At 39.3% G+C, this 16,449-nt stretch carries 16 protein-coding genes; 4 read left to right on the forward strand and 12 right to left on the reverse strand.

Translation table 11 applies throughout. From position 1 onward, the window contains the following. Window positions 1-138: 138 nt before the first annotated feature. The 10 genes from O3607_RS02670 to O3607_RS02715 all read right to left on the reverse strand — a co-directional run bounded on the left by O3607_RS02670 (window position 139) and on the right by O3607_RS02715 (window position 9,006). The gene (locus tag O3607_RS02670; protein ID WP_371443270.1) at window positions 139-804 is read right to left on the reverse strand and encodes a precorrin-8X methylmutase; all 666 of its coding nucleotides are present in this window, start codon (window positions 802-804) and stop codon (window positions 139-141) included. Further along, a complete protein-coding gene (cobK, locus tag O3607_RS02675; protein WP_295220732.1) occupies window positions 791-1,579 on the reverse strand; it encodes a precorrin-6A reductase in 789 nt (262 codons plus the stop codon). The genes O3607_RS02670 and cobK overlap by 14 nt, the downstream gene beginning before the upstream one ends. Next, window positions 1,576-2,265, reverse strand: a complete 690-nt coding sequence (gene cobJ / locus O3607_RS02680) for a precorrin-3B C(17)-methyltransferase (RefSeq protein ID WP_004696265.1) — start codon at window positions 2,263-2,265, stop codon at window positions 1,576-1,578. The genes cobK and cobJ overlap by 4 nt, the downstream gene beginning before the upstream one ends. A 29-nt stretch (window positions 2,266-2,294) precedes the next feature. Next, a complete protein-coding gene (locus O3607_RS02685) occupies window positions 2,295-3,440 on the reverse strand; it encodes a cobalt-precorrin 5A hydrolase (RefSeq protein WP_371443351.1) in 1,146 nt (381 codons plus the stop codon). Between the two features lie 4 nt (window positions 3,441-3,444). Continuing rightward, entirely contained in the window at window positions 3,445-4,206 is a 762-nt protein-coding gene (gene cobM, locus O3607_RS02690; protein ID WP_371443271.1) for a precorrin-4 C(11)-methyltransferase, read from the reverse strand. 1 nt (window position 4,207) lies between these two features. Continuing rightward, the gene (gene cbiT / locus O3607_RS02695; protein ID WP_054748358.1) at window positions 4,208-4,795 is read right to left on the reverse strand and encodes a precorrin-6Y C5,15-methyltransferase (decarboxylating) subunit CbiT; all 588 of its coding nucleotides are present in this window, start codon (window positions 4,793-4,795) and stop codon (window positions 4,208-4,210) included. Then, entirely contained in the window at window positions 4,792-5,418 is a 627-nt protein-coding gene (gene cbiE / locus O3607_RS02700) for a precorrin-6y C5,15-methyltransferase (decarboxylating) subunit CbiE (RefSeq protein WP_054748360.1), read from the reverse strand. Before cbiE ends, cbiT begins: the two co-directional genes overlap by 4 nt. Then, window positions 5,394-6,512, reverse strand: coding sequence for a cobalt-precorrin-5B (C(1))-methyltransferase CbiD (gene cbiD / locus O3607_RS02705; RefSeq protein ID WP_371443272.1), 1,119 nt, complete (start codon window positions 6,510-6,512; stop codon window positions 5,394-5,396). Before cbiD ends, cbiE begins: the two co-directional genes overlap by 25 nt. A gap of 71 nt (window positions 6,513-6,583) precedes the next feature. Next, window positions 6,584-7,078, reverse strand: coding sequence for a YajQ family cyclic di-GMP-binding protein (locus O3607_RS02710; RefSeq protein ID WP_004696277.1), 495 nt, complete (start codon window positions 7,076-7,078; stop codon window positions 6,584-6,586). A gap of 311 nt (window positions 7,079-7,389) precedes the next feature. After that, a complete protein-coding gene (locus O3607_RS02715) occupies window positions 7,390-9,006 on the reverse strand; it encodes a WG repeat-containing protein (protein ID WP_371443273.1) in 1,617 nt (538 codons plus the stop codon). A gap of 205 nt (window positions 9,007-9,211) precedes the next feature. Here O3607_RS02715 and O3607_RS02720 point away from each other — a divergent pair, with 205 nt between their 5' ends. The 3 genes from O3607_RS02720 to O3607_RS02730 all read left to right on the forward strand — a co-directional run bounded on the left by O3607_RS02720 (window position 9,212) and on the right by O3607_RS02730 (window position 12,852). Beyond that, window positions 9,212-10,111 carry an RluA family pseudouridine synthase gene (locus O3607_RS02720; protein ID WP_371443274.1) on the forward strand — a complete coding sequence of 300 codons (900 nt, stop codon included), beginning with the start codon at window positions 9,212-9,214 and terminating at the stop codon, window positions 10,109-10,111. Between the two features lie 251 nt (window positions 10,112-10,362). After that, on the forward strand, window positions 10,363-11,292 hold the full coding sequence (gene fba, locus O3607_RS02725; protein ID WP_060924176.1) for a class II fructose-1,6-bisphosphate aldolase: 930 nt from the start codon (window positions 10,363-10,365) through the stop codon (window positions 11,290-11,292). A 3-nt stretch (window positions 11,293-11,295) separates the two neighbouring features. Next, entirely contained in the window at window positions 11,296-12,852 is a 1,557-nt protein-coding gene (locus tag O3607_RS02730; RefSeq protein ID WP_005386176.1) for a polysaccharide biosynthesis protein, read from the forward strand. A gap of 77 nt (window positions 12,853-12,929) precedes the next feature. On the opposite strand, the gene O3607_RS02735 is transcribed toward O3607_RS02730, so the two are convergent. Both O3607_RS02735 and O3607_RS02740 read right to left on the reverse strand, forming a co-directional pair. Next, window positions 12,930-14,297, reverse strand: coding sequence for a hypothetical protein (locus O3607_RS02735; protein WP_308522894.1), 1,368 nt, complete (start codon window positions 14,295-14,297; stop codon window positions 12,930-12,932). 121 nt (window positions 14,298-14,418) lie between these two features. Next, a complete protein-coding gene (locus tag O3607_RS02740; protein WP_371443275.1) occupies window positions 14,419-15,456 on the reverse strand; it encodes an AEC family transporter in 1,038 nt (345 codons plus the stop codon). Between the two features lie 237 nt (window positions 15,457-15,693). Between O3607_RS02740 and O3607_RS02745 the strand changes: the two genes are divergently transcribed. After that, window positions 15,694-16,434 carry a gamma-glutamyl-gamma-aminobutyrate hydrolase family protein gene (locus O3607_RS02745; RefSeq protein WP_060924173.1) on the forward strand — a complete coding sequence of 247 codons (741 nt, stop codon included), beginning with the start codon at window positions 15,694-15,696 and terminating at the stop codon, window positions 16,432-16,434. Window positions 16,435-16,449: the final 15 nt, after the last annotated feature.

Here is a 16,449-nt window from a genome sequence, read left to right on the forward strand (position 1 = left end):
AATATTTATTTTTAACTGGTAGTATCTAAGAAACGAGTATACTATTGCTAGAAAAAATATTACTTTTAACTGGTAGTATCTAAAATATACAGTAAAACCCGAATCGCAAAACTACTAAAACACGATTCGGGTTTTGTATTATTTAGATTCTTTACCTTCTACAAAAAGCATGTCATTGCGTTTTACATCTGTGTAAAGCAATGCATTACATACGGAAGCAGCGATTGGGCTACCACCTTTGTTACCTTTTACAGTGATGTAAGGAACTGGGGATACTTCCATCAAATAATCTTTGGATTCTGCAGCGCCTACGAAGCCTACAGGGATACCAATGATAAGAGCTGGTTTAATACCTTCTTCAAGAGCTAAGCGCAATACTTCGTACAATGCAGTAGGAGCATTACCGATAGCTACGATTTGGCCTTCTAATTGTTTGCCAAATGTACGCATAGCTGCGATGGAACGAGTTACACCCAATTCTTTAGCCATTTTAGCTACGTTTTCATCTTTGATTAAGCAGTGTACTTTGTTACCGCGAATTTTAAGAGCTGGTTTGGAGATACCTGTACGCACCATTTCTACGTCAGTGTAAATGTCAGCACCATTTTCCAAGGCTTCAATACCTTTTTGAACAGCATCAGGGCTCATTTTTACGAGTTGTGCGTATTCAACGTCACCAGAAGCATGTACAGTACGGGATACTACGCGTACTTCATCATCTGTTAAACCTAAATCTTTTACATAGTCGTAAATGATTTGCATACTTTTATCTTCAATCGCTTTAGGATTTTTAACGTAATCCATTAGTGTCCTCCCATAATTCGAAAAATTCATCATTCGATGATACCACGTGGCTTTCAATCTTAACACGGGGTCTATCGATAACAATAACATGGATACCAAGATCCATAGCTGCTTGTAATTTTGTATCAGCACCACCTACAAGGCCAGAGTTTTTCATAACTACAACGCTAGCCTTCGTATCGTGGAACATAATACGGTTCATATCGTAAGAAAATGGACCTTGTACTGCAACGATGCGCTTTGGACTTACATTGAGGTCTTCCATCATTTGTAACACCTCTGCGGTAGGCAAAATACGTGTCCATACTTCACAGTCTTGTAAGGCTTCAGATTTAGCAAAGATGTGCATTGTCTTACTACCAGTAGTCAAATACACATGGTTATTATTTTCCTTCGCTAACTTGCCTGCTAGATTAGCTGCCTCTACTTCATCTACTACGATATGTAATTTATCATACTCTGGTAATGGTACCTCTTTACGTTCAAACCGAACAAAAGGTATACCTTCGGCCTTTGCTGCATCTTGAGCCGTAGCTGTAACAATAGCAGCATACGGATGACTTGCATCAATTAAGAGTCGTACATTGTGCTCTTTAATCAAGTTTTGCATCGCCTCTTGGTCAAGACGGCCCGTATGTACGGTAATGCCTTTATGGGCAGCAAGCTCTGCACCATACTGACTAACAACCGTAACAAGCACATCTTCACCAGTCCGTTTTTGGATTTCTACCGCTAAGGTGCGACCATCCAAAGTGCCGGCAATGACCCAAATCATAATTTGTAGCCTCGAGGTGTAATCATGCGACCATTTTCAACATAGGTTTGGCTGTTACCGATGATAACAAGTGTTTGCATATCTACTTCTTCGTTAGTGAAGTTTTCAAGGTCAGAAATTACCATATGTTGACCTGGACGACCTGCTTTTTGCACGATACCAACAGGTGTTTTAGGATCGCGGTATTTAAGAACGATTTCGCGAACTTCATCTAAGTGTGTAACACGTTTTTTACTGCGTGGGTTGTACAAGGAGATAACCATATCGCCTTGTGCACAAAGGTCGGCACGTTTTTTAATAAGATCCCATGGAGTCATCAAATCACTCAAAGAAATGACTGCAAAGTCATGCATCAAAGGTGCACCCAATACAGATGCTGCTACGTTTACAGCACTAAGACCAGGTACGATATCTACGGAAGGACGTTTTTCTGCTGGCACTTTATTAGCAAGTTCTAACACAAGACCTGCCATGCCATATACGCCGGAGTCACCAGAGGATACTACAACGACTTGATGGCCTTCTACGGCTAAATCAACTGCTTGTTGGCAACGATCTACTTCTTGCATCATTGCAGTACCTACAGTTTCTTTACCTTCGATAAGGTCTTTGATCAAGTCGAGGTATGTCAAATAACCTACCACGCGGTCAGCTGCTAAGATAGCTTCGCGTGCTTGAGGTGTCATAAACTCTTCATCGCCAGGGCCGATACCGATTACTTTGATGTTACCTGTGCAATGGCTACCGTTGTTTTGGGATAAATTGTTTTGTGCTGTATTAATGTTCGGCTCTTGGCCGCTAGTAATGCCGTTGTCTCGCATACGTTTCCTACTCCTATAGTTCCTTTTACAAAATTAGATTCTTTTAATTTTTCTTCTTCAATGAGTGGCGCCATCTCGTCCTGTGTATAGAACACGATAGGCCACCCCATAATTTGCATAGCCTCTAAAAGGCCTACTTCGTCTTGTTTAACGATAACCGATGCTGCCGTAACAAGGCTTTTTGGTGAAAGCTTATGTGCTGCTAGCGACTGTTGTATGGCGTCAACGATCAATTCCTTTGGCGTATCTCGACGACAGCCAATGCCCATCGTATAGGTACGAGGGCGCAAAATCAATTGATTACCATACTCTGCAATTACTTTGTCTGTAATAACTACGCGAGAAGAACCTTCTTCAGCGCTTTCATTTTTACATGGAATGGAGTCAAGTTCCTCTAGAGAAACAACATGAACCATACCATGCTCACCAATATGAGCTTTCGCAGCTTGTTCTAAAGGCTCTGCATTTGGTAAGCTAGCATCGATATAATAATCAACTCGTTCTCCTCCAACGATGGCAGAGTTCACATTGATTAAGGTTTGGAAATCATCCACCAACAGATGCTCATGGCGCGCCAACACGTCAGGCGCTGGCAATCCGTTTACATCCGTAGCAGTTGTAATGACGGGGTCCGCATCGATGGCCAGCGAAATGGACTGCGTCCATTCGTTGGCGCCCCCAAGGTGCCCAGACAATAAGCTAATCACATGGTGTCCTACTTCGTCCATTACGACTACAGCAGGATCTTTGGATTTATGCTCAATATACGGTGCAATCATGCGCACTACGATACCGAGTGCCATAATACAAAGTACTTGGTCGTAATCCTTGAAAATCTGTCCAATATGGTTTTTCAGGGAATCAAAATAAATAGCCTCACCACCAGAGGGACGGTTTTCCTTTTCAAAGCAATCCGCATGGGGTGCCACCAAAGACTTGATGCGTTGACCTAGCTTTGCACCTCGTTCAGATACAGAGAGAATAGCCGTTCTATTCTTCTTAGCTCCAGTTGTAGATGCAACAGTTTCTAGTTCTTTCATCATACTAGTCCTTAGCACTGCGGTACATGTGAGCAAAGCCTTTATCGTAAAGCTTAGATAATTCGTATTCACTATCTAATACATGGCTTACTACGATCATAGCTTGGCGCAATACGCCTTCTTTCGCTACGATATCCGCAATGGTTTCCAATGTGCCACGAATAATGCGTTGGTCTGGCCAAGACGCTTTTACCACGATTGCCACTGGAGTTGTTTTGTCATAACCGCCCTCGATGAGTTCAGCTACAACCTTATCTAACATTTGAACGCTAAGGAAAATACACATTGTCGCTTCATGAGCTGCTAACATGCGCAATTTTTCCTTTGGAGGCATCGGTGTACGGCCTTCCATGCGTGTAATGATAACTGTTTGGGACACATTAGGTAATGTGTATTCTTGTTTTAATGCCGCTGCTGTAGCAAGGAAAGAACTTACACCTGGCACAACTTCATAAGAAATGCCCATGCCAGCTAGTGCATCCATTTGCTCTTGAATCGCACCGTAAATAGCAGGGTCACCTGTGTGAAGGCGAACTACGCTTTTACCAGCCTCAACGGAAGCTTTCATAACAGCCAACACCTCATCAAGGTTCATAGTAGCACTGTTATGGATTTCACAGCTTGATTTACAAGCCTCTAAAATGGCAGGGTTTACCAAGGAGCCAGCGTAAATAACAACGTCTGCCTCTTGCACTAAACGATACCCTTTGCGAGTGATTAACTCAGGATCTCCAGGGCCTGCGCCTACGATATGTACATCAACCATATTACTCTCCTTCTGCGATACGCGTTGCAGATACAATGAAAATTGGGCTCAATGGATCTAACAAATGATATGGACCAGCCTTGCGGTAACGGCTGATAGACATTTGGTAACCTTCATACGTGAAAGGACGACCTTTCAACTCTTTAAGAATTGTGTAGCCAGTTTCCATTGTTACAGCAGTTACAACTAGACGGCCACCAATTTTTAATAGACGTTGCGCCTCATCCATGATGCCTGTCATACCACCAGCACTACCGCCGATAATAACCGCATCAAGCTCAGGCAATTCTTCCATGCCTTCAGGAGCTTTAGATTTGATAACCGTCATATTATTTACATTGAATTTCTTCATATTTTCATTGATAAGGTCGATGCCTTTATCAAAGCGCTCAATCGCATATACATGCCCTTTAGGAGCTGCCAAGGCTGCTTCAATGGAGATAGAGCCCGTACCAGCACCTACGTCAAGAACGATGCTATCTTCCTCGATGCGTGCCTCGTTCATAACGGCTTTGCGAATCTCGCATTTCGTCATCGGCACGTCACCGCGGATAAATTCCTCATCAGGAATTCCGAAAAAATGTCTCATCCTAGTACCACCATTACAGAATGACCAAAGCCTTCAAGCTCAGTTAATACCTCTAACGTGGAGTCTACAATTTTTTCATCATCATAGCTCAAACGCTCAAGGGCTGCTGCTCTCGTTTCTTTTGGCCAACCTGCATCTATTAAAATACGCGCAATATGCGCCGGATTATATTCAGGATCCGTCAAGAACCCCATCTTTTTACCTGCTTCATATACGAGCTTCTCTGGTGCCGGTTGGCGACCGTGAAAGCTCATTAAATCTGCATCATGCCACACCTCATTGAGTCGTGCGAAGGCAAAGGTCATAGAACTAATGCCGGGCACAACCTCAATAGGGTTAGCAGTAAATTTCTTTTTCAAATACGGTAACAAGCTGTAGTAGCCTGTATCACCGCTTACCATAACTACAACATCATGGCTATTGAGTTCATGCTCAATTTGCTCAGCCAGTAAGCTAAGCTTACCTGTTACAGGATATGTAATTTGACCAGGCTCTTGAAAGTCCTCTAAGGACCGTTCACTGCCTACCAATACGGTGGCATGTTTAATTAAATTAAGGCCTCTAGGCACCACATAATCAGGATTACCTGGTCCAATGCCTACGATATACAAGGTATGTGCCATTGTTCAAGCTCTCCTATCTCTTTAGCATGCTTATCCATTGCCAAAATCTCACCCTTTAAGGTGGTAATAATGATACCTACCTCTGCTTCATTAGCAATGTATCGCTCACTACGTAACGATGCACGATCTACCACACGTTGGTACACCCCAGTCAGTCCTTCACGCTCCAATATTGGGAACGTAGACTCTGTAGTTTGGCAATTAAATAGCTCTTCACACACCGCTTGGGATGCCCCTTCTAAAGCAGCGTAGGCCACAATACTTTCCATGCGGCCATCACTCATGCGATTGTGTGTATGGAAACTACCACTAGCAAGTTTTATTAGCTTACCAATATGACCGATGATCAAAATACGCTTGAAGCCAATTTGTACTGCCTTTTCCAGCATAAAGCCAATAAAGTTACTGGTCTCTGCCATTTGGTTCTTATGTATACCCAGAACTTGTTCCGCCAGATCCTGACCGATACGGCCCGGCACGAGAACAGCCGTTTCACAACCATTAGCTTTCATAACCTTTAGCTGAGGTACTAACGAGTTCTTGAACCCTTCTTCACTCATAGGCTTAACGATACCCGTAGTACCGATAATGGAAATACCACCTTCGATACCCAGGGTATGGTTTAAGGTTTTCTTGGCTAATACCATACCGTTTGGTACGCTCACCGTTACCGTTACACCTTGGCCATGTACACAATGCTCTTCAAAGACGATTTTCATCATCGTCCTAGGCCCTGGATTGATAGCCGGTTCTCCTGGCGGCATCGCAAGGCCCGGTTTCGTTACCGTCCCAACGCCAAAGCCCGCCCGGAATCGTAGTTCACCAGTATCATCAAGAGTCACCGTCGTTTCCACATCATTGCCATGAGTTACATCAGGATCGTCGCCGCCGTCTTTCATAACGGTCACCTTAGCCTCTGTATCAGATATGACCTCTACGGCTTTAATAGGCACCTCAATATACTGACCTTGAGGATTTTCAATGACCACTTGATCCACGATGTTCTTATCTAAGAGGGCCAATAAACCAGCTTTCATACCTGCCGTAGCACATGAACCTGTGGTATAGCCACCCTTCATGTCCTCTACTTTCATAAGGCCTCCTACACCGATAGGGTTAGCAACTCCAATGAATCAAACTAACCCTATCTTATGGACATATGTTATTAGGAACGGAAGTTAACGAATTGCAATTCTACAGGGATATCCAATTGTTTTAACATTTGGATTACTGCTTGCAAATCATCTTTATCCTTACCAGATACACGCACTTGATCCTCTTGGATAGATGCTTGTACCTTAATTTTCATGTTTTTAATTGCTTTTACTACTTCTTTAGCATTTTCTTTTGTAATGCCTTTTTTAATAGTAATGATTTGGCGAACTGTAGCACCAGCAGCTGGCTCAACTTTGCCGTAGTCAAGATTTTTAATCGCTACGTTACGTTTAACCATTTTGCCTTTTAAAACATCGATAATGGCATTCAATTTATATTCATCATCACCGATGATTTTGATAGTGTCGCCTTCAAGACTAATTTCCGCTTTAGAACCACGGAAATCATAGCGCGTACCAATCTCTTTTTTCGCTTGGTTTACCGCATTATCTACTTCCTGCATATCCACTTCGGACACAACGTCAAAGGAACAATCTTTAGCCATTTTATACCTCCTACACCTGAACCCGTTGGGCATGGGGTTCATAGCATTACTTTCATCATCCTCATATTCCAAGTGAAAGTGTAAATGTACACCAAATCGGAATACATCTCTATAATTATACCTTATAACAGGCTTATTTTCTAGGTAAATCGATATTTTTAATTATAACTATTATTAATCATAGAAGAATTATCCATTGGATATCTATTGAATAAATATATAGATAAATATAAAAATTTTATACATATAATCAATATAGTCAAGAAATAGAAAAAGACTGCACTCTTTCAAATGCAGTCTTAAGGTTATAATTATAAAATTGTGATTTCATCGTAAGTAGGTTGAACTACTAACTCGCCTTTAGAGTTGATAATCCCCCATTTGCCTTTAATTTTTACAGGGCTGTAACCATGAGAGAAGCTACCAGTACCAGAAATATCTTTCATAACTGGAGTTTCTGTCACTGTACCATCAAGGGATAGAATCTTATAATTACCATCTTTATTATATACCCATGTATACGTATCACCAAGGAATGTTTTTACGTTCATAGATTTATCGCCTTTATAGATAACGCGACCAGTAGCCATATCTACTACATAACGATTTGTATCGTTAGTAACAGACATTTCATGTTCACCAACAAACTCAATAGTATCGTATTTAAATGGCACCTCTTGTTTGCCCGTTTCCATATCAAAAATACCATATTTATTGGTATCTTTGTTTTTCAATGTCAACAATACATTATTCATATCGATAGTACCTGCTTCATAGTTGCCAGGTTGAATTACATATTGGCCTTGACGATTCATAAAGCCTAATTTACCTTCATTACGAACCAAGGTACCATGTTCTTCCATAGGATATACATAATCGTTTTTGCTATCGATTACAACCGCACCATTACGATCAATATAGCCTCGTTTCATGCCATCATCAACAAGACCGCCAAGGCCATCAAGATATACCCCGCCGTGATTATAGAAATATCCCATACCTACAAGGCCTAGAATACCACCAAGGCCAAAGTGACTAACCTTACGGCGGAATTCAGCTAAGCCATTTTTATATGGATATACTTCATTAGATGGAGCATTAAACAATACAGTACCTTTACCATCGATAGCAACTGCTTTGCCATTAGCTTTTACGAAGGCACGGTCCTCACTAAATTTAGTTTCTACATCAGATAACGCTTTAAATTGAGGCTGAATCACTACATTGCCATTTGCATCTTTAAATCCTAGTTTACCTTTTTCTGTGAAAGCTACATAAGAATCACTTGGATAGTTTTGACTAGCAGTTTTAGGATCAAAATCATTTAACTCTTTAACAGCCGTATTCTTCTCATTAAGGCTGCTATATAAAGCTTCTTGCGCTTCTTTGCCGGATTCTAATACAGTACCATCGCCTTTAATGTGAGAAATTTTATTTTTACCTTCCTCAACAAAGAACGTACCATCCTTTTTACTAGATGCGTCTAAAGATTTATAGGCTGGCGCAAGTACGACTTGACCATTAGTACCTACGATACCCCATTTTCCCTTTTCTTTAACAAGGCCTAAATATCCCTGTTGTAATAAGGAGTCATCTTTTAATACCTTCATAGCTTTTTTAACAGCTGCTGGTGGTTCTTTAACAGCCCCAGAAATAGGTACAAAAGTATCAAGTCGACCAATACCAACACCTACGCCCACAGAGGTACTGCTAGAACGGTTTGAAGATTTTTCTGTAATAGTTGTTGTAGATGTAGATATAGTCGAAGTATGTTGTTCACGTGTAACTTTTGTACTAGTAGATGTTTTTGTATCTTGATTTGTTACTGTTGTGCTAGTAGTAGATGTTGTAGTAGATGCTGCGAAAGCACTTGTAGACATAGCCGCCAACACACAAGCGACTAATAAGGATTTCTTGTTAAGATTCATAAACCTCTCCTTTTACAAAGCAAACCATATAATCATCAATATATGGTTTTAAGAAATTGAACTGCCAAAGCATTCAAATAAATAAAACACCAATACATAAAAAATATATAAAAAACATTAATAAAAATTATACTATAAGGTTTCTATAAAGACAACGAATTATGAAAAATTTTTCATCCATTATTTATTTGATATAATATTATGTATGAAAACAGCAACTATTATCGACTTGATTGTAGATTCTGACGTACATACGCAGTCTATGAATCACATTATAAAACAACAGCATATTTCCCAACGTATGAGGCGGCGATTGCGAAATGACAGTATCATAACAGTCAATGGCAATGCTGCTACGTGGAACACCCTAGTACATGGTGGTGACCATCTCGTTATGAAATTGACACCAGAGCAAGAATTTAGTGTAAGTCCCATGAATCTAGATATTGTCTACGAAGATGAGTATATTCTAGTCATCAATAAAGAAGCAGGTATTCTAATGCATCCTACCTCAACGGTACGAGATCATACCTTAGCAAACGGCATTCTACATTACTACCAACAGACAAATCAGCATTATGATTTTCATCCGGTTCATCGATTGGATAAGGATACCTCTGGCATTGTTATCATCGCAAAAACATCTGTTGTACAACATGCGTTTGATAAAAAGCGTACTCATTTCCATAAAAACTACGACGCTATTGTAGAAGGTCAATTACCTACTAATCACATAAGCATTCAGTGGCCTATCGGACGCAAACCAGGCAGTATTATTGAGCGTTGTTGTACAATCGAAGGTAAACCAGCGCACACAGATATAACGGTTCTTAGTAGTAATGCCATTAGTCAAAATATGGTAGACCAATACTTCACTCATGTTCAATGTTTGTTACATACAGGGCGAACCCATCAAATTCGTGTCCATCTATCTCAACTGGGATATCCCTTGGCGGGAGATGATTTATATGGTGGTCATTTAAATTATATTGGACGCCAAGCACTCCATGCATCACGGGTTAGCTTTTACCATCCCATGACAGATGAATGGTTAGAACTACAGGCACCAATACCATCGGATATGAAGGCATTAATGACCTACTAAGGTAATCAATATTTACTAAATAAACACCAATACATAAAAATTAACCCACATGGGCCATAAAATTTGACGAATTTTATGCATAAGTTATACAAAAAATATTGGCCCTTTATAGTGTTTCTTGATATACTTAACTTGAATTGATATATGATTGCAATAACACTAGTTTTTTATCTAGCTCATATGCGCTAGAAATACTAGCAGTCACAGTATTAATAACATGATATGACAGGCCTATGGCCAAGGAGGACAACATGCCATTAGTTACTACTACAGAAATGTTCAAAAAAGCCTATGAAGGCGGCTATGCTGTTGGCGCTTTCAATGTAAACAACATGGAAATCGTACAAGGTATCGTAGACGCTGCAAAAGAGGAACAATCCCCTCTTATCTTGCAAGTATCTGCAGGTGCTCGTAAATATGCTAAACATATTTACCTTGTAAAACTCGTAGAAGCAGCTCTTGAAGATAGCAATTTGCCTATCGCTCTTCACCTTGATCACGGCGATTCCTTCGAAATCTGTAAAGACTGTGTAGATGGTGGTTTCACATCCGTTATGATCGACGCATCTCACCATGACTTTGATGAAAACGTAAAAATTACTAAACAAGTTGTTGAATATGCTCACGCTCATGGCGTTGTAGTAGAAGCAGAACTAGGCCGTTTGGCTGGCGTTGAAGATGATGTAAACGTATCTGATGCAGATGCTCGCTTCACTGACCCAGAACAAGCTGCTGAATTCGTACATCTTACAGGCGTAGACTCCTTAGCAATTGCTATTGGTACTAGCCACGGTGCTTATAAATTTAAAGGCGACCCTTACCTTGACTTCGACCGTTTAAAAAAAGTTGGCGAATTGTTGCCTGACTTCCCTATCGTATTACATGGCGCATCCTCCGTATTGCCTGAATTCGTAGCAAAATGTAACGAATTTGGTGGCAACATTCCTGGTGCACAAGGCGTACCTGAAGAAATGCTTCGCAAAGCAGCTCAAATGGCAGTTTGCAAAATCAACATCGATACAGACCTTCGCCTTGCAATGACTGCATCTGTACGTGAATACTTGGCTCAAAATCCATCCGAATTTGACCCTCGTAAATACTTAGGACCTGCTCGTGATGCTATTAAAGGCATGGTAGCTCACAAAATTAAAAATGTTTTAGGTTCTTCCAACAAACTATAATCAATGGCTAGTGGATTTTTAAAAGGAACCTTAATTTTAACCATTGCCGGTTTCGTAGTGAAAGCCATCGGTAGTATTAACTGGATTCTTCTATCCCGTATCTTGGGTGGTGAAGGCATCGGTATCTACCAGATGGCCTTTCCTATCTATTTGTTACTATTACAAATTTCGAGCGCAGGTGTGCCGATTGCCATCTCTATTTTGACAGCAGAACGATTAGCCTTACACGACTTTGGTGGTGCTAAGAGAGTATTTAATATATCTTTTACAATGTTAACCATTACAGGCTTTATCGCCAGTCTTGCCATGTACTTTGGTGCAGATTGGCTAATCTCTAGTGGACTCATTGCTGAAAGCCGTGCCTACTACTCTATCATCGCGCTCGCTCCGGCAGTATTCTTTGTAACGTGGATTTCCTGCTTCCGCGGGTATATCCAAGGCTATGAAATGATGACGCCAACAGCGGTCAGCCAAATCGTAGAACAACTGTTACGTGTTATCGTCATGCTCGGTGCCGCAGCTATCTTGTTACCTTATGGTCTACCGGCTGCTGCAGGCGGTGCTAGCTTAGGTGCTGGTGTCGGTGCCTTTGGTGCCTTCCTAGTCCTCTTGTACTACTACTATAAATTACCTAAGGCTAGTAGCACTGGTGAAAGCTATGATGGTCCTCGTGAATCAGCTAAAGAAATTTTGTCACGACTCTTAACATTGTCTATTCCAATTTCCTTAGCAAGTATCATGTTGCCACTGACGGCTAACCTCGATTTGCTCATCGTACCACGTCGACTCTTAGATGCGGGATTCCCGATGAACGAGGTAACAGAGTTGTTCGGTTACCTTACAGGTATGGCGGTACCGCTCATCAACTTGGCAACCATCATTACAGCGGCCCTTGCAACAAGCATTGTACCAGCTATCTCTCATGCCTTTGCCAAACGCGATCACCAAGGTATTTATGAACGTACCTCTGGCTCCATGAGATTGACATTTATGGCTACTGTACCATTTACGGTACTATTATATGTCTTAGCTGCCCCAACAGTTACTTTGATTTATAATGCACCTAAGGCAGAATTAGCAACGCAAATTACAGCGTTCTCTATCTTCTTCCTCGGTGTACACCAAGTAACAACAGGTATCTTACAAGGTCTCAACAAACCGCGTATTCCTGTAATTAATATGGGTATTGCGTTAGTAATCAAAGTCATCCTGAACTGGACATTAACGGCTATCCCATGGCTTGGTATCGGTGGTGCCGCTTGGGCAACCGTTGCTGATATTGGCTTTGCAGCGTTACTTAACTTGATTTACATCAAAAAATACACAGGCTACTTCCTTGATATTTCCTTACTATGGAAAAACGTGGTCAGTGCCGGTGTCATGGGTATACTCATCTTTATGAGTTACCACTACTTAACAGATATCTTACCAATGTGGGTTAACTTTATACTCACAGGTATCGAAGGCTTATTGCTCTACGTTATTATCATGGTTCTTTTAAAAGGACTTAATAAAAATGATGGTGCAAGCATGCCACTCATTGGAAGATTTTTTAGATAATCATAACAAAAGAGGTTTAACACTCAAGTGTTAAACCTCTTTTTTACGCTAACTATTACATTATTTTTTATTGCTACTTATTTTTTATCATTAACAACTTTTTTATTATCTGGACGTACTTCCATAAATTGGATTCGATTCGGAGTAAAACCAATCCCTACAGTAGCCTTGTCAAATAACCCTTTACTAGATTTAATATCTACATATTGAATCACATCACGCAATTTATAATTACTTACATGAACATCATGTGGTTTATATAAATAATACGTATATATATTTTGATTATCATATAATACCATACCAAAGAGTGTTGAATTTTCTTTAACCGCTTCAAAGTATAATGCAGGTACACTATTATTCCAAACTGTGGCATATTGTAATCGTTTATGCCCTTTTAATCCATGATTTTCAACAATCATTCTTAAATAACTATATAGAATATTCTTTTTCTCAACACTAAGACCTTCTGCTAAAGGTTGCTTACCCAATACAGCCTTAATACGTCCTGCTTGATAGATATCATAATCCGCTTTACCTATAACTTCATGCTCCTTAAATTTACTATTTTTTAATACTCTGAATGTATAAGGTCCAAGACGTACTGGATCAGTATATTCCAACACATCACTAGCAGACTTAATCGAAGGTAACACAAAATTAGCCAATGGTCCCATTGTGTCCGAGATAGAACGTTGCGTATCGTCTTTAATAATATTTTTTATAATATCATTATTGAGGGATTGCCCTATATGATAAGAAAGAGTCGGTGTTTTCGGTAACGTAAAATTAATTGTCCCCTCTACATGATGATTATCTAAGCCTATTACATCCCAAGTTGCTTTCTCTAGACCAGGATATGTAAAAACACCTCCATCTACAAACCGAGGAACTATCTTTTCTTTTTCTAAATTCTTTCTAATCACATCCTGTATGATAGATTTATTTACGTCTGCATACTCAACATTTGTATTTTCCCACTTAGAACCTTTAGGTTGTGGTCTTGTTTCATAGCCATAATCAGCTACTCCTGACAAAGTTATGCCACCATTCTTAATAGGATATTTAGAAAAATGTTTAGGATCAATAGACCATCCTAATATACTTTCTTTTGGACTAGTATATTTAATATCTGCCCCATTATCTGTAATAATATATACAGTTTTAGACTGATAAATCGCCCTCACTAATTCTTGTGATCTATAAATATCATCAGCTAATTTTTCATTATTATAATTTGGTTGATTTTGTGCCCATTTTTTTACTTCCCTTGCTTGACGGTCATCAATTTTTTTTGCCACGTCCCCCTGAATACGATATTCTTGATAGGCCTCTTTAGGAATATCTGGATGCGCTCCCGGAATATTGACCTCAATGGCTTGAGAAATGCCCATTGCACCTATAACACCAATACAACTTAATATTAGTAAACGCCTTAACTTCATAATTCTCTCCTCAAACGCAATAGGATATTTTATACTTTTAACACTTATTTTATAGTTTATCATTTTTACATATTTAGGTAAATAAGAAAGGTCCGACATTATAGTCAGACCTTTTTATTGTTTATGCTGTTATGCCTATCATAGTTAGGATTTCCATAATAATTGGTATAGCTACCACAAATAGTATTGTACTAATCATGACAAGTCCTGTAGCAAATGGCAAGTCAGATTTCGATTCATTAGCTACAATTGGTAATACTGCAATAACGGGACCCGCCGATTGTACAACAAAGGTAATGATTGCAATTGGTTCTAGGACGATACCTGCTCCATATTGCAAGCCCATAATGACACAGAACATAATAATCGGTGAAATTACAAAACGACCGATAATACCACCAATGGAATCTTTATTAAGACTCATACTTTTTAGCCCCGCATCATGAAGTACGATACCAATATAAATCAATGATAATGGGGTTACCATATCACCTAAGTAATTTAATGTAGTATGTAAAATTGGTGCTAAAGGAATTTCAAAGAATAAGAATATCAATGCTACAAAGAACCCTAACAATGGTGGAGGTAATAACTTCTTCAAATCAAATTTAAACTTCTTATGCTTTGTTTCTGTATCTACTGTGCTATTACTTATACCATCAGTTTTACTATTATCAAAACCTAATTCGCCATTAGGCAGTGGATCTAATTCTATAAGGAATACCCCTACCATCCATACTGAAATAGTGTTACCGATATAATATAACAAGAAATATGGTAGCGCATCTTGACCAAAGAGGGCGATTTGCACTGGTAATCCAATAAATAAGCAGTTATCATTAACTACCATATTTATAAAAATACCACGCCTACCTCGAGGTACTTTCAGTGCTTTCATCATGATAAAAGCAATGATATACGCAATTACATAGGTTAATGTAACGGCTAGCATCCCATATCGAAGGTCCCATAAATCCGATGTATGTAGATGATGCAATACAGATACGAATACACCGGCTGGTAACGCAACAGACATGATAAATCTAGATAGATTACCACTAAATATGGGATGAAACATCCCTCGCCCTTTTAATATATATCCTAGCGAGATCAGCAATACAATAGGTATGATGCTCTGTAAGGATGTAAGAAAAACCATAGTAAACCTCCCGTACAGTTTATTTGTTATCTATCATATCATGTTTTTAATAAAACATATATGAATATAATTTCCCTGCAGAGCTAATAAGAATATTAGAAAATGTATCAATCTTAACATATTTTAGTATGTATAAGTTTTATAATTAATTACAATAGTAGTATTATTTATTCACGAATATTTGATATACTAAAACTATACTAGTTGTACAAATTTTTACACATCTGAGGTGATATTATGACAAAACCATTCATTGGTGTATCTGGCAATATCTTACGAGATAACGGCGGTGCCTACGTAGATTTATTACGTTCTTATGTAAACCATGATTATCCACGCTCTATCGAAGAGGCTGGTGGCATTCCAGTTATCATTCCATTTACAAAAAATCTCGATGTAGCCCGTGAAACAGTGGCAAAACTTGATGCCTTATTATTATCTGGCGGCCATGATGTATCTCCACTTAATTACGGTGAAGAACCATTGCAAGGTCTAGGCGATGTATTCCCTGAACGAGATCAATTCGATTTTGCATTATTGAAAGCAGCGGAAGAAAAACAAATTCCTATCTTTTGTATTTGTCGAGGCATTCAAATTTTAAATGTATATCGTGGTGGTTCTCTATACCAAGATTTAAAGTATGACGAAAACTGTACGATAAAACATTCACAAAACCAAACACCTTCTCTTGGCACTCATACAGTAGATATTGAATTTGAATCAAAACTAGCAAGTGCAATTGGTCGCTCCACATGGATTACAAATTCTCACCATCATCAAACAGTAAAACATGTTGGTAAAGGTTTACAAGTAGTAGCAAGAGCTAAGGATGGTACTGTAGAAGGTTTAGAAGACTCTTCCTATCCTTGGTTAGTAGCCTGCCAATTCCATCCAGAAATGATGTCTGAAACAGATGAGAATGCAAAACGTTTATTTGCTGCCTTTGTAACAGCAGCTCGAGAAAATATAACTAAATAGTAGGAAGGTTTTAGT

The sequence above is a fragment of the Veillonella sp. 20925_1_51 genome (assembly GCF_041431445.1).
In the GTDB taxonomy this organism is placed as follows: domain Bacteria; phylum Bacillota; class Negativicutes; order Veillonellales; family Veillonellaceae; genus Veillonella; species Veillonella nakazawae.

Coding starts and splice junctions, on each gene's coding strand:
- O3607_RS02670 (WP_371443270.1), bottom strand. CDS start 804: ATGGATTACGTTAAAAATCCTAAAGCGATTGAAGATAAAAGTATGCAA.
- cobK (WP_295220732.1), bottom strand. CDS start 1,579: ATGATTTGGGTCATTGCCGGCACTTTGGATGGTCGCACCTTAGCGGTA.
- cobJ (WP_004696265.1), bottom strand. CDS start 2,265: ATGACACCTCAAGCACGCGAAGCTATCTTAGCAGCTGACCGCGTGGTA.
- O3607_RS02685 (WP_371443351.1), bottom strand. CDS start 3,440: ATGAAAGAACTAGAAACTGTTGCATCTACAACTGGAGCTAAGAAGAAT.
- cobM (WP_371443271.1), bottom strand. CDS start 4,206: ATGGTTGATGTACATATCGTAGGCGCAGGCCCTGGAGATCCTGAGTTA.
- cbiT (WP_054748358.1), bottom strand. CDS start 4,795: ATGAGACATTTTTTCGGAATTCCTGATGAGGAATTTATCCGCGGTGAC.
- cbiE (WP_054748360.1), bottom strand. CDS start 5,418: ATGGCACATACCTTGTATATCGTAGGCATTGGACCAGGTAATCCTGAT.
- cbiD (WP_371443272.1), bottom strand. CDS start 6,512: ATGAAAGTAGAGGACATGAAGGGTGGCTATACCACAGGTTCATGTGCT.
- O3607_RS02710 (WP_004696277.1), bottom strand. CDS start 7,078: ATGGCTAAAGATTGTTCCTTTGACGTTGTGTCCGAAGTGGATATGCAG.
- O3607_RS02715 (WP_371443273.1), bottom strand. CDS start 9,006: ATGAATCTTAACAAGAAATCCTTATTAGTCGCTTGTGTGTTGGCGGCT.
- O3607_RS02720 (WP_371443274.1), top strand. CDS start 9,212: ATGAAAACAGCAACTATTATCGACTTGATTGTAGATTCTGACGTACAT.
- fba (WP_060924176.1), top strand. CDS start 10,363: ATGCCATTAGTTACTACTACAGAAATGTTCAAAAAAGCCTATGAAGGC.
- O3607_RS02730 (WP_005386176.1), top strand. CDS start 11,296: ATGGCTAGTGGATTTTTAAAAGGAACCTTAATTTTAACCATTGCCGGT.
- O3607_RS02735 (WP_308522894.1), bottom strand. CDS start 14,297: ATGAAGTTAAGGCGTTTACTAATATTAAGTTGTATTGGTGTTATAGGT.
- O3607_RS02740 (WP_371443275.1), bottom strand. CDS start 15,456: ATGGTTTTTCTTACATCCTTACAGAGCATCATACCTATTGTATTGCTG.
- O3607_RS02745 (WP_060924173.1), top strand. CDS start 15,694: ATGACAAAACCATTCATTGGTGTATCTGGCAATATCTTACGAGATAAC.